Genomic DNA, 12,598 nt, shown 5'->3' with positions numbered 1-12,598 from the left:
TGTCAAACGAGAGGGCGCCGGAGACTGAAATGCCTAGCGGCTGGCGCTGGGCGGAAACTCGATTTTCCCCAGCAGCGCGCCATTGCGCGGGTCGACGACATAGGCCGAGGACGGGCCGCCCTGCGATTCGACATGCACCACCAGACGATCGCCGACGGCGGTCATGGACACCACCCGGGCTCCCGAGGGCAGGGCGATGCGTTCGGCGAACCCGCCAGCGCCGCCCGATGCTGGCGAATAGGCGGCGTTGGGCGTAGAGATGCGCCGGGCGATTTCGGCAACCGCCACGACGAAGCCCACCACGATCAGCAGGCCCATTCCGATCACGAGCACCTTGAGCCAGAGCGGTGCAGAGGCCTGAGCAGGGGACGCCAAGAAAACTCCATGAGCGACACCGGTCGCCACACCGTGACCTTCGACGAGAGCGCCGCCGGCGAACGGCTGGACCGCGCGCTGGCTGTTGCCTTGCCTGCCCTGACGCGAAGCCGCGTGAAGGCGCTAATCGAGGGCCGCTGCGTAGCGCTGGCGGGAGGCCAGACGATAGAAGAGCCGTCCCGCAAGGTCAAAACGGGCGATGTCTTCGTCGTCGACATTCCGGAGCCAGAGCCGGCCGTCCCGCAGGCCCAGGACATGGCGCTGGAGATACTGTTCGAGGATGCGGATTTGCTGGTCTTGAACAAGCCGGCCGGGATGGTCGTCCATCCCGCGCCCGGCAATCCCGACCGGACCCTTGTCAATGCGTTGCTGGCCCATTGCGGCGACAGTCTCTCTGGGATCGGCGGGGTGCGGCGGCCGGGCATCGTCCACCGGCTCGACAAGGACACGTCCGGGGTGATGGTCGCGGCGAAGAACGACGCGACCCACCATGCCCTTTCCAAGCTGTTCGCTGCCCATGACCTCGAGCGCATATACACGGCGCTGGTCTGGGGGGCGCCCAAACCCCAGCGGGGAACGGTCGAGGCGGCGCTGGGGCGGCATCCGGTCGACCGCAAGCGCATGGCCGTCCGCAAGAGCGGCGGGCGGGCGGCGCTCACCGAGTATTGGCTGGAGAAGCGGTTCGGACCGGCGATCGCGCCCATCGCCAGCCTTGTGGGCGCGAAGCTCGGAACCGGGCGTACCCATCAGGTCCGCGTCCACATGGCCCATCTCGGCTGCCCGGTGGTCGGAGACCCGGTCTACGGCCGCAAAACCCGCAACGGGAGTGCGCCGGAGTCGTTGAGAAGCTTCCCAAGGCAGGCACTTCACGCATCTGTGCTCGCTTTCCGGCACCCGACGACAGGGAAGGACATGCGATTTGCCACAGAATTGCCTCAGGACTTCCTGAAGTTGTTGGGAACGCTGAACGGCGTTAAGTGAAGTCCCCAATACCTGAGGGGAGTACTCGGAATTGTATTGACCAAGGGACTATCCGACTTCTAGAGTCGGATTTAGCAGTCGAGTGACGAGAGTGCTAAATGATCGTTCACCGGCCATCCCGCGTAGAAAGAGGGATATCCCGCGTAGAAAGGGGGAGAAACCATGAGTACAGCCACCGCAAACCTTCCCGCCCTGCCGTCGTCCCTGACGCCCGAGGGCAATCTCAGCCGCTATCTGGCGGACATCCGGAAGTTTCCGCTGCTGGAACCCCAGGAAGAATTCATGCTGGCCAAGCGCTGGCGCGAGCATGGTGACTCGAAAGCCGCACACCGGCTCGTCACCAGCCATCTGCGCCTCGTTGCCAAGATCGCCATGGGCTATCGCGGCTACGGCCTGCCCGTCGCCGAGCTTATTTCCGAGGGCAATGTCGGCATGATGCAGGCCGTGAAGCGGTTCGATCCGGACCGTGGCTTCCGCTTGGCGACCTATGCCATGTGGTGGATCCGCGCCTCGATCCAGGAATACATCCTGCACAGCTGGTCGCTCGTGAAGATGGGCACCACGGCGGCGCAGAAGAAGCTTTTCTTCAATCTGCGCAAGCTCAAAGGGCAGATGCAGGCCATCGAGGAGGGCGACCTGACGCCCGAGCAGGTGAGCAAGATCGCCACCCGCCTCGGCGTGCCCGAAGAGGAGGTGGTCAACATGAACCGCCGCCTCGCCGCGCCGGACTCCTCGCTCAACGCCCCAGTGAAGGCCGAGGGCGACATGGAGTGGCAGGACTGGCTGGTCGATGATGCGCCCAACCAGGAAGCGCGCCTCGGCGAGAGCCAGGAGCTGGGCCAGCGCAAGGGCATGCTGGCCGCCGCGCTGAAGCAGCTCACCGACCGCGAGCGTCACATCATCGTGGAGCGTCGCCTGGTCGACGAGCCCAAGACGCTCGAGGACCTTTCGGCCAAGTACGGCATTAGCCGCGAGCGCGTGCGTCAGATCGAGGTTCGCGCCTTCGACAAGCTGCAAAAGGCCATGAAGAACATGGTCGTGGAAGCCGCCGGCCGACCCACGACCCAGCCGTCCCGCGCCTGAGGGACGGGACGCGTTCGATTGGGTAGGCTCCCGGAAAAGCTCCGGGAGCCCGCCATGACGAATTCACCGATTCTCTACGAGACACTGCCGGACGGCATCGCCCGGATCGTTCTCAATCGCCCCGATACGCGCAATGCCCAGGACACCGCGTTCCTCTATGCGCTGAACGAGGCCTTCGACCGCGCCGCTCACGACGACGCGGTCAAGGTGATCGTGCTGTCGGCCAACGGTCCGCACTTCTCCTCGGGCCACGATCTGCGCGAGGTCGACGGCCACGGCAACATGGCCAGGCACGAGACCGTCGGCACCTGGGGCGGCTTCGGAAAGCCAGGTGCGGAGGCCCAGTACGCCCGCGAGCAGGAGATCTACCTCGGCTTTTGCGAGCGCTGGCGCAACATCCCCAAGCCGACGCTGGCGCTGGTGCACGGCAAGGTGATGATCGGCGGCCTTATGCTGATGTGGCCCTGCGACCTCATCGTCTGCTCCGACGATGCCGAGTTCCTCGACCATTCGGTCGCCATGGGGGTGGGTGGCGCCGAGTTCTTCGCGCATCCGTGGGAGATGGGCATCCGCAAGGCCAAGGAGTTCCTGTTCACCGCCGACTGGATCAACGCGGCCGAGGCGCATCGCCTGGGCATGGTGAACCATGTCGTGCCGCGCGCCGAGCTCGAGACCTTTGGCCTCGCTATGGCCGAGCGCATCGCCCGCAAGCCGCTGTTCGCGCTGAAGCTCGTGAAGCAGGCCATCAACGCGGCGCAGGATGCGCAGGGCCGCGTCGGCGCCATGCAGACCTCGTTCGCCCTCCATCACCTGGCGCACGCCCACAACATGCTGGCGCACGGCAAGCTGGTCGATCCGACCGGCCTGATGCCGGCCATCAAGAAGCACGAGAAGGCGACCTAGCCCGTACCTGCACATGGTTGCCCGGCGAGGGTGCCGCGGAAGTCCGCAGCCTTCACGGCCGCTTCAGACGAGGCCCGGATCAACGACGAGAATGGTCTTGCCGGCTCCGTCACCGGACAGCGCGTATTCGAGTGATTCGCGGTATTTGCCAAAGGAGAAGGTTCTTCCAACCGGCACGTCGAGGTCGCCCTTCGAGACCCAGGCGAGCAATTCATCGAGTTCGCGGGCGGCGGCTCCGGCCTCGAACACCGCGCCGAACTGGCGATAGTCCACGCCGATCAGGGCTGCTCCCTTGAGGAGCGGCAGGTTCACCGGCAAGGCCGGGATGGCGCCGCCAGCGAAGCCTATGACGAGGTAGCGTCCACCCCATCCGAGCGACCGGAACGCCGGCTGCAGCAGAGGGCCGCTAACCGGATCGAAAACGACGTCGATGCCCTTCGGGGCCAACGCTTTGAGCCGATCGCGCCATCCGTCGACGTCCCGGTCGAGGGTGGCACCCGCACCCGCGCCTGCAACGACGGCGCGCTTCTGTTCGGTCGAGGCGACACCGATCACGTTCGCGCCGAGCAACCGACCGACCTGGACCGCCGCCAATCCGACTCCACCGGCAGCGCCGATCACCACCAGGGTTTCCCCCGCCTTGAGGGCAGCGCGATCGCGAAGCCCATGCAGGGCCGTGCCGTAGTTGACCCGAAAGCCGGCAGCCTGGTTCATGCTCATGCTGTCCGGCACGCGGCTGATGGCCCGTTCGGGAGCAATTGCGTACTCCGCAAAGCCGCCGCGCACCTGCGCGAGCACACGCTCTCCGATCGCGTATCCGGTAACCCCTGGTCCCAGCGCATCGACCAGGCCCCCGATCTCCGCACCGGGCACGTGAGGCAGGGGTGGCTTGACCTGATAGCGGCCGAGCGCAACCAGGGCATCGACGAACCCGACCCCGCAGGCCGCGACCTTGATGCGAACCTCACCCTCGCCTGGCTGGGGCATGGGCAGGTCCACCGGAGCATAGTTGTCGATGGAGCTGAGATCAGCGGTCTGTATGGCCTTCATTCGGATTAACCTTCGCTCCTTACGCGCGGTAGCCGATCCGCTCGAAGAACTTCGCGATCTCCCGTGATGCGAGATCGGGCTGCTCGTAGTGAACGAAGTGGCCCGCATCCTCTGCGATGCCGGCCTCGACGTCCTGGAAATACTCCCCAACGACATCGATCCACGACGACTTCAAGACGGGATCGTGACGGCCCCACAGGACGCGCGTCGGCTGCGTTATCATCGGCGGCTTGGGTGCGGTCCCCGCCATGACGGCGAGCCGGCCGGCATTCTGCGAGATGTACCAGTTGAAGCCGCCCTGGAGGTTGCCGGGGCGCATGAAGTTGTCGACCCAGCGTTCCAGCACGCCGTCGAACGCGTCCTTGCGATGGCACCAGTGGGTCAGGAAATGCCGGAAGTAGGCCCGGCACGAATCGCGTGAGGCGCCGACGATGCCGGGGGCGAACGGCATCTGGTGGAAGGTCTGGTACCAGATTTCGTTGATCTGCTCGGGCGCCCGCCAGCGCGCGCCGACACCGTGGGTGCCGCAGTTGAAGAAGAACAGCCCCGCCACGCGGTCGGGATGCCGGATCGCCAGACGCTGCATCACGTAGGCGCCGACGTCGTGACCGACGAAGCCGGCCTTGGCGATTCCCAGCCGGTCGAGCAGCGTCACGATGTCGTCGGCCAGCACGTCGGGACCGGCCCGGTCGGAGGGGCCGGACGTCGGGTTGCCGCTTTCGCCGAAGCCGCGGAAGTCGGGCGCGATCAGGCGGAAGCGATCAGCCAGGCGCTCGAACACCGGCTCCCAGGTCGCCCAGAATTCCGGCCATCCATGCAGAAGAAGCAGCGGCAACCCAATGCCAACCTCGGCCACGTGGGTCGGGAAGCCGCGGGTTTCGACGAAGGAATGCCTGACGCTCGACACCATGCGCCGCTCCGTCAGCCCTTCTTCACCATTGCCTCGATCAGCGTCGGCCCGTCCGTGCGGGCCAGCGCCCGGTCGAGGGCGGCGTCGAAGCCCTCCGCGGTGTCGACCCGCTCGGAGGGCAGGCCGAAGCCTTCGGCGATCTTGGCGATGTTCATCGGCGGATCGTTGAAGTCCATGCCGATCGGCGTGTCGTTGCCGTGGAACAGCTTCAGGCGGTTCTTGAGGATCTGGTAGCCCTCGTTGTTGGTGATCAGGAAGATCACCGGAAGCTTCTGGTTGGCCGCGCTCCACAGCGCCGAGATCGAGTACATGGCGCTGCCGTCGCCGATCACCGCCACGACGCGGCGCTTCGGCTCGGCGATCTGCACGCCGACGGCGGCGGCGATTCCCCAGCCGATGCCGCCGCTGACATTGCCGAAGAAGCTGTTCCGGTCGCGAAAGGCGAAGTAGCTCGGCAGCGTCGCGGTGCTAGTGAGCCCTTCCTCGACGACGATGGCGTCCTTCGGCAGCTTGTCGCTGAGGCGCATCATCACCCATTCGGCCGGCAGCGGGCTGGTCGTGGGCGTCGCGACCTTGGCCGCCTTCTGGGCGCGCTGGGTGCTCCAGTTGCGCGCAGAAATCTCCGCCAGAGAGGCCTTGGCCTGCTCGGCGAGCCTGCCGCCGCCGAGCTTCCTGAGGAGCGGGATCAGCGCTTTAAGTGTCTCCTTAACGTCGGCGCGCAGCGCGATCTCGGCCGGGAAGTTCTTGCCCATCTCCCAGTCGCGCAGGCCGATCATCGCGACCTTGGTGGTCTCGGGCAGTGGCTCGGTCTCGCTCCACACCGACATCTTGAGCACGTCGGCGCCGACACAGAGCATCAGGTCGTAGTCGGAGAGGACGCGGCGCACATACTTCTGGTCGCGGTTCAGCGCGCCCAAATAAGCGGGATGCTCCGAGGGGAAATGCGCGCCCCAGGCCACGGTCTGTTGCAGCACCGGCGCGCCCAGCGTCTCGGCCAGTTCGGCGGCCTCGGCGAAGGCGTCGGAGGTCGCGATCTCGTGGCCGGCCAGGATGACGGGCTTCTTGGCCGACAGCAGGCGCCTGGCGAGCTGCTCGAGGGCGGCATCGCTGGGGCGCACCGCCGTGTCGACGCGGGTCACGTCGCCCATGTCGATGGCGGCCTCGTTGTTCAGGATGTCCCCGGGCAGCGAGATGAAGACCGGACCGGTCGGCGCCGTCAGCGCGACCTTGGCGGCGCGGCGCAGGATGCGCGGCAGATCCTCGATGCGGCTGACCTCGGTTGCCCATTTCACGACCGGTTGCGCAATCGGCACCAGCGGCGCGTAGAGGAGGGGCTCGGTCAACCCGTGGCCCTGTTCCTGCTGGCCGGCCGTCACGATCATCGGCGTTCCCGACATCATCGAGGTGTAGATCGAGCCGATGGCGTTGCCGAGGCCGGGCGCCACATGGACGTTGCAGGACACGAGCTTGCCGGAGGCACGGGCGTAACCGTCCGCCATGGCGATCACCACGGCCTCCTGAAGCGCCAGCACGTAGCCCATTTCCGGCGCCGAGGAGAGCGCATGCATGATCGGCAGTTCGGTCGTGCCGGGATTGCCGAACATCTTGGTGACGCCTTCGTCCTTCAGCACGCGCAGAAAGGCATCGCGGCCGGTAATCGTATTGGGGACGGGTGCGTCTGGCATTTGTTTCCTCCGTTGGGCGGGCGAGGGTAGCGCGCCGTCGTGCCGCGTGAAATGATCCAGTGCATGACGGTTGGAAGACCACGCGCGGTGCGAAAAAGCCGTGACTGAACTCGAACGAAGGATTGCGGCGCTGTCCTGCTGGCGCGGCCCGGTGACGATGGTGCCGCTGACAGGCGGGCTCACCAATCTTTCCTACGTGGTCGACGACGCCGGTGAAAAATTCGTGGTGCGTTGCGGCGACGATATTCCCGTCCATCACGTCTTCCGCGATCGCGAACGGGCCGCCTCGGTGGCCGCGCACGCCGCCGGCCTATCGCCCGAAGTGATCTATGGCGAGCCGGGCCTTCTCGTGATGCGCTTCATCGATGGCCGCACCTTCGCCGAGGCGGATCTGCGGGCCAACATCCATCATCTCGCGTCCTTGCTTCGCAAGTGCCATCGCGAAGTCGGCCAGCACCTCGCGGGGCCGCCGAACTTCTTCTCGGTGTTCCATGTGATCCGTGACTACGGACGCACGATCACCGCTGCGGACGGTCCTTTCGCCGCCGACGTGCCGCGCTTCCTCGAAGCCGGTCGGGTGCTCGAGGCGGCGCAGGTGCCGATGCCGATCATCTTCGGCCATCACGACCTTCTGCCGGGCAACGTGATGGACGACGGAAGGCGCCTCTGGCTGATCGACTGGGAGTATGGCGGCTTCGGCACCGCGATGTTCGACCTTGCGAATCTGTCGGCCAACGGCGCCTTCGGAGAGGCCGAGGACACGATGCTTTTGGATGCCTATTTCGAGGGCAGGGTATCGGCCGAGCTGCGGCGCTCCTTCCAGGCCATGAAGGCCGCCAGCGCCTTGCGCGAGGCGATGTGGGCGATGGTCTCCGACACTCACTTGCGGCTCCCCGGTGCCGACTACAAGGCGCACGCCCGGGACTACCTCAATCGCTTCGAGGAACTGATGGCCCGCTGATTGCATGTTGTTCCTGGGGAGCAGACCTCAGGAGCACTTGCATGAGCCTTCGCCGATTCCGCCTAGCCGTGGCACTGGCCGCCGCATCCTTGCTGCCGCTGTCGGCGGCGCAGGCGCAGGAGAAGACCCTCCGCATCGCCATGACGGCGTCGGATATCCCCACCACCACGGGCATGCCGAACAACGGCTTCGAGGGCATGCGCTTCCTCGGCTTTCCGATCTTCGAGGGCCTGATCCTCTTCGACCTTTCGAAATCCGACCAGCTCGCCACCTTGCGGCCCGGCCTTGCCGAGAGCTGGAAGCAGGCAGCGGACGACAAAAAGACCTGGATCTTCACCCTCCGGAAAGGCGTGAAATTCCACGACGGCACTGATTTCAACGCCGACGCCGTGATCTGGAACCTGGAGCGAATCTTCAACAAGGACAGCCCGCAGTTCGAGGCCGCGGCGACCGGCATCATGCGTTCGCGCGTGCCGATCCTCGCCTCGTGGAAGAAGATCGACGACTACACCGTCGCGCTGACAACCACGCAGGTCGCGTCCTATTTCCCGTGGATGGTGCCGTACATCCTCACTTCGTCGCCGACGCAATGGGAGAAGCTCGGCAAGGACTGGGGCAAGGTCGGCGCTGCGGGCGGCGCCGGTACGGGCCCGTTCAAGATCACCAAAGTCGTGCCGCGCCAGTCGGTCACGCTCGGCCGCAACGACGAGTATTGGGATCCGAGCCACAAGGCGAAGGTGGATTCGGTTCTGCTGATGCCGATCCCGGAGGCCAATACACGCCTTGCCGCGTTGCGTTCCGGCCGCGTCGACTGGATTGAGGTTCCGCCGCCGGACGGTATCCCCTCGCTGAAGCAGGCGGGATACGTGATCTCGACAAATTCCTACCCGCATGTCTGGCCGTGGTTCTACAACATGGCCGCCAAGAACAGCCCGCTGGCCGACGTTCGCGTGCGTCAGGCGCTCAACTACTGCATCGACCGCAAGGCCATCGTCTCAATGCTGAATGGCACGGCCGAGCCCTCCGTCGGATGGCTGAAGCCCACCGACGCCGCGTTCGGAAATCCCGAGAATCGTTACACGTTCGATCCGACCAAGGGAAAGAAGCTGCTGGCCGAAGCCGGGTTCACGCCGCAGAAGCCGCTCTCCTTCAAGGTCATGATCTCGACGTCGGGGTCGGGCCAGATGCTTCCCTTGCCGATGAACGAGGCGCTGCAGGAGAACCTCAAGCAAGCCTGCGGCGTCGAGATCCAGGTCGATGCCGTCGAATGGCAGGTACTGCTGAACGCCGGCCGCGCCTTGCCCGACGCGCCGGCGCTGAATGGCGCCATGGCGCTGAACGTGAGCTCGCCGTCGAGCGACGTCGGCATGATGTTCCGCTACTTCGCGGCGGCGAACTCCTCGCCGACCGGCTCGAATTTCCAGCAGTGGAAGGACGACAAGTTCGAGGCCGCGCTGACGACGCTCGCGGAAGCGACGGACGAGACGATCATCCTCGAGAACTTCAAGAAGGCGCACGAGCGGCTGGTCGACAATCCGCCGTGGCTCTACATCGTGCACGACCTCAACCCGCGCGCCTTCAGCAAGAACGTCCAGGGCTTCGTCCCGGCGCAGTCCTGGTTCGTGGATCTGACGAACGTCAGCTTGAAGTAGGACACTACCGTCGTTCTGAGCGGAGCGCCGTAGGCGCGCAGTCGAAGAACCTCTTTTCCGGCGCACGATTTGTCGAAAGGAAAAGAGGCCCTTCGGCTACGCTGGGCTCCGCTCAGGGCGACGGATAAGACAACTCAGCGCGCGCAGATCCTCGGGATCTTCGACAGCATCTCGATGGAGCAGACCTCGGTCGGGAAGAGAGCCCAGACTGCGGCGAGGATGATCGCGAGGAAGATGAACGGGCGCAGCACGCGCAACACCACCGGCAGGAGCACCTGGAGCGCCCAATAGGCCAGCAGCAGCCCGATGACCACCGCGAGCACGCGATACTGCATGCTCCAGGTGTCCCAGGTGCCGAGATTGGCCCGCGTCAGGAGTTCGTTGATCTGTTCCACGGTCAGTCGCGGAACGGATCGGTCATCAGGATCGTGTCCTCGCGCTGCGGGCTGGTGCTGAGCAGCGCCACCGGGCAGCCGACCAGCTCCTCGACTCGGCGTACATACTTGATGCAGGTCGCCGGCAGTTCGGCGAAGGAGCGGGCGCCCTGGGTGCTTTCGCTCCAGCCCTCGAATTCTTCCCAGATCGGCTTCAGCTTGGCCTGCGCGCCCATCGTGAAGGGAAAGCGCTCGATGCGCTTGCCGTCGAGCTCGTAGCCGACGCAGACCTTGATGACCTTCTCGCCGTCGAGCACGTCGAGCTTGGTGAGCGCGATGCCGTCGATGCCGTTCAGCTTCACCGCCTGGCGCACCATCACCGCATCGAACCAGCCGCAGCGGCGGCGGCGCCCGGTGTTGGTGCCGAACTCCTTGCCGCGGTCGCCCAGTCCCTGGCCGATCTCGTCGGTCAGTTCGGTGGGAAAGGGACCGTCCCCCACGCGCGTCGTGTAGGCCTTGGCGATGCCCAGGACATAGCCGACCGAGCCGTTGCCCATGCCGCTGCCGATCATCGCCTGCGCCGCCACGGTGTTCGACGAAGTGACGTAGGGATAAGTGCCATGGTCGATGTCGAGCATCGTGGCCTGCGCGCCCTCGAACAGGATGCGCTTGCCGGCGGCGCGCAGCCCGTCCAGCCGCTCCCATACATCTTCCGCGAACGGCAGGATCTTCGGCGCCAGTTCGAGCAGCTCGGCGGTCAGTTTGGCGGCATCGATCTCCGGCTGGCCCAGCCCTTTGCGCAGCGCATTGTGATGTGCAAGCAGCGTGTTGACCTTGAGCGGCAGCATGTCGGGTTCGCCGAGATCGCCGACGCGGATGGCGCGACGCCCAACTTTGTCCTCATAGGCCGGGCCGATGCCGCGGCGTGTCGTGCCGACGCGGATGACGCCCGGCGCATCCTCGCGCCAGCCGTCCAGGTCGCGGTGCAACGGCAGGATGAGGACGGCGTGGTTGGCGATCTTGAGGCTCGCCGGTGTCACCGACAGGCCCTGCTCGTTGACCTTGCGCACCTCCTCGAGGAAGTGCCACGGATCGATCACGACGCCGTTGCCGATGATCGACAGCTTGCCTTCGCGGACCACGCCCGACGGCAGCAGCGCCAGCTTGTAGGTCTGGTTGCCGATGACCAGTGTATGGCCGGCATTGTGACCGCCCTGGAAGCGCACCACGACCTCGGCGCGCTCGCTCAGCCAATCGACGATCTTGCCTTTGCCTTCGTCGCCCCACTGGGCGCCGATCACTGCCACGTTGGCCATTTCATTTTCCTTCGGCCGGTTCCCTTCACACACGAAAACGCCTCCCCGGGGCCGGTTCCGGAGAGGCGTGATGTCGGATAGCACTTCCCCTCGCTCCGAGCGAGGCGAAATGCATCCTCAGAGAGGAACGGCGTCGCCGTCGATCAGCGCATGGCTGCAGCGCAGGCGTTTTGCTTCGGCACGCGGGTCCGGGGCTGCGACGACAGCGCGCACGACGGCGTAGCCTTTCGACTGCCACGGCGCGCAATCTGCCCACGGCGTTCCGAGGCCGACATACAGGCGCGGCCGCTCGGGCGGGGCTGCGGAAGCGGCCAGAACGGCGTCCATGTAGACGGTGAAGCCGGTCGCCGATTCGCTGACGCCATCCTCCGGATAGCCGGCCGAATAGCGGCCGCCGCGTGCGAGTTCTTCCCGTCCCTTGAGCGCGAAGACGGAAAATGAGACGCCGGTCTGATATTCGAGGCCACGGTATTCGACCGGATCGATCGTAAGCGGCAGGCCCTCCTCGGCCGCCGCCACCAACTTGACGACCTCGGCGAGGCGTGCGGCCTCGGCGGCGGCGGCCTCCGGCAACTCGAGCTTCGCGAGCTGGGCGAGTCCCTTGTCGGCGGGCCCGGCGGCACGCAGGAGGCCCGCGAAGAGATCGGCCGCCTTCCTGTCGGCGCCAGCCTTGGCGATACCCCCTTCGTCCTTCCGATCGAGCGCCCGGCGCAGCCGGCTCATGGCCTCCTCCGGCTGGTTCACGCCCCCGGCCACCGCGGCGACCAGAGTCGGCAGATTAAGGTCGACCGAGAGGTCCGACACGCCGATCGCGCGCAGCGTATCGACCGCCAGCAGGACCGCTTCGGCGTCGGCCTCGGCACTGTCGACCCCGATCAGTTCGGTCCCGACCTGAGCGAACTGGCGCTCGGGCTTGAGCGCGCTGCCGCGAACGCGGATCACATTGCCGCCGTAGGATAGGCGCAGGGGGCGGGGTTCGTGCTTCAGGCGGGTCACCGCGATGCGGGCCACCTGGACCGTCATGTCCGGCCTCACGCCCATCATGCGCTGGGAAACGGGATCCATGAGGCGGAAAGTCTGCTGCGACAGGGCGGCGCCGGGGCCGCCGAGGAGGGACTCCTCGAACTCGACCAGCGGCGGCTTCACCCGCTCGTAGCCGAACGCGGCGAAACGCTCGATGGCCAGGTCGATGGCGCGCGCCTCCCGCGCCGCGTCGGGAGGCAGCAGGTCGGCCAGGCCTGCCGGCAGCAGGCCGCGATGGTCGTTATCGTTTGAGCTCATGGTGGCGCTTGATAGCCCATTGCGCTG

The 12,598-nt window shown here is 66.0% G+C and carries 12 protein-coding genes; 5 read left to right on the top strand and 7 right to left on the bottom strand.

The features are described 5' to 3' along the window. Positions 1–33: 33 nt before the first annotated feature. On the bottom strand, positions 34–375 hold the full coding sequence (locus tag LJ725_RS03945; protein ID WP_230549307.1) for a DUF6476 family protein: 342 nt from the start codon (positions 373–375) through the stop codon (positions 34–36). A gap of 9 nt (positions 376–384) precedes the next feature. Here LJ725_RS03945 and LJ725_RS03940 point away from each other — a divergent pair, with 9 nt between their 5' ends. The 3 genes from LJ725_RS03940 to LJ725_RS03930 all read left to right on the top strand — a co-directional run bounded on the left by LJ725_RS03940 (position 385) and on the right by LJ725_RS03930 (position 3,342). Next, positions 385–1,356, top strand: coding sequence for an RluA family pseudouridine synthase (locus tag LJ725_RS03940; RefSeq protein WP_230549306.1), 972 nt, complete (start codon positions 385–387; stop codon positions 1,354–1,356). 162 nt (positions 1,357–1,518) lie between these two features. Next, the gene (gene rpoH / locus LJ725_RS03935) at positions 1,519–2,439 is read left to right on the top strand and encodes an RNA polymerase sigma factor RpoH (protein ID WP_230549305.1); all 921 of its coding nucleotides are present in this window, start codon (positions 1,519–1,521) and stop codon (positions 2,437–2,439) included. A 54-nt stretch (positions 2,440–2,493) separates the two neighbouring features. After that, positions 2,494–3,342, top strand: a complete 849-nt coding sequence (locus LJ725_RS03930; RefSeq protein WP_230549304.1) for an enoyl-CoA hydratase — start codon at positions 2,494–2,496, stop codon at positions 3,340–3,342. Positions 3,343–3,405: 63 nt separating this feature from the next. On the opposite strand, the gene LJ725_RS03925 is transcribed toward LJ725_RS03930, so the two are convergent. The 3 genes from LJ725_RS03925 to LJ725_RS03915 are packed head-to-tail and all read right to left on the bottom strand — an operon-like array spanning position 3,406 to position 6,987. After that, positions 3,406–4,392 (bottom strand): NADPH:quinone oxidoreductase family protein, encoded by a 987-nt coding sequence (locus tag LJ725_RS03925; protein WP_230549303.1) that lies wholly within the window; start codon positions 4,390–4,392, stop codon positions 3,406–3,408. A 19-nt stretch (positions 4,393–4,411) separates the two neighbouring features. Next, positions 4,412–5,302, bottom strand: a complete 891-nt coding sequence (locus LJ725_RS03920; protein WP_230549302.1) for an alpha/beta fold hydrolase — start codon at positions 5,300–5,302, stop codon at positions 4,412–4,414. Between the two features lie 11 nt (positions 5,303–5,313). Continuing rightward, positions 5,314–6,987: a thiamine pyrophosphate-binding protein gene (locus LJ725_RS03915; RefSeq protein WP_230549301.1), complete on the bottom strand. Its 1,674-nt coding sequence runs from the start codon at positions 6,985–6,987 to the stop codon at positions 5,314–5,316. Between the two features lie 100 nt (positions 6,988–7,087). Between LJ725_RS03915 and LJ725_RS03910 the strand changes: the two genes are divergently transcribed. Then, positions 7,088–7,948, top strand: a complete 861-nt coding sequence (locus LJ725_RS03910; protein ID WP_230549300.1) for a phosphotransferase — start codon at positions 7,088–7,090, stop codon at positions 7,946–7,948. A gap of 41 nt (positions 7,949–7,989) precedes the next feature. Next, complete coding sequence (locus LJ725_RS03905; RefSeq protein ID WP_230549299.1) at positions 7,990–9,600, top strand: ABC transporter substrate-binding protein; 1,611 nt, start codon at positions 7,990–7,992, stop codon at positions 9,598–9,600. Positions 9,601–9,734: 134 nt separating this feature from the next. Here the strand turns inward: LJ725_RS03905 and LJ725_RS03900 are convergent, their stop codons facing one another. The 3 genes from LJ725_RS03900 to LJ725_RS03890 form a co-directional block, all read right to left on the bottom strand. Continuing rightward, positions 9,735–9,995, bottom strand: coding sequence for a hypothetical protein (locus LJ725_RS03900; protein WP_230549298.1), 261 nt, complete (start codon positions 9,993–9,995; stop codon positions 9,735–9,737). 2 nt (positions 9,996–9,997) lie between these two features. Continuing rightward, positions 9,998–11,290, bottom strand: coding sequence for an adenylosuccinate synthase (locus LJ725_RS03895; RefSeq protein WP_230549297.1), 1,293 nt, complete (start codon positions 11,288–11,290; stop codon positions 9,998–10,000). 117 nt (positions 11,291–11,407) lie between these two features. Further along, complete coding sequence (locus LJ725_RS03890; protein WP_230549296.1) at positions 11,408–12,571, bottom strand: ATP phosphoribosyltransferase regulatory subunit; 1,164 nt, start codon at positions 12,569–12,571, stop codon at positions 11,408–11,410. Positions 12,572–12,598: the final 27 nt, after the last annotated feature.

Origin of the sequence: Reyranella aquatilis (assembly GCF_020880995.1) — a bacterium.
In the GTDB taxonomy this organism is placed as follows: domain Bacteria; phylum Pseudomonadota; class Alphaproteobacteria; order Reyranellales; family Reyranellaceae; genus Reyranella; species Reyranella aquatilis.
The sequence above is the reverse complement of the archived record's forward strand: the minus strand, read 5'-3'. Positions and strand labels throughout refer to the sequence as shown.

Coding starts and splice junctions, on each gene's coding strand:
- LJ725_RS03940 (WP_230549306.1), top strand. CDS start 385: ATGAGCGACACCGGTCGCCACACCGTGACCTTCGACGAGAGCGCCGCC.
- rpoH (WP_230549305.1), top strand. CDS start 1,519: ATGAGTACAGCCACCGCAAACCTTCCCGCCCTGCCGTCGTCCCTGACG.
- LJ725_RS03930 (WP_230549304.1), top strand. CDS start 2,494: ATGACGAATTCACCGATTCTCTACGAGACACTGCCGGACGGCATCGCC.
- LJ725_RS03925 (WP_230549303.1), bottom strand. CDS start 4,392: ATGAAGGCCATACAGACCGCTGATCTCAGCTCCATCGACAACTATGCT.
- LJ725_RS03920 (WP_230549302.1), bottom strand. CDS start 5,302: ATGGTGTCGAGCGTCAGGCATTCCTTCGTCGAAACCCGCGGCTTCCCG.
- LJ725_RS03915 (WP_230549301.1), bottom strand. CDS start 6,987: ATGCCAGACGCACCCGTCCCCAATACGATTACCGGCCGCGATGCCTTT.
- LJ725_RS03905 (WP_230549299.1), top strand. CDS start 7,990: ATGAGCCTTCGCCGATTCCGCCTAGCCGTGGCACTGGCCGCCGCATCC.
- LJ725_RS03895 (WP_230549297.1), bottom strand. CDS start 11,290: ATGGCCAACGTGGCAGTGATCGGCGCCCAGTGGGGCGACGAAGGCAAA.
- LJ725_RS03890 (WP_230549296.1), bottom strand. CDS start 12,571: ATGAGCTCAAACGATAACGACCATCGCGGCCTGCTGCCGGCAGGCCTG.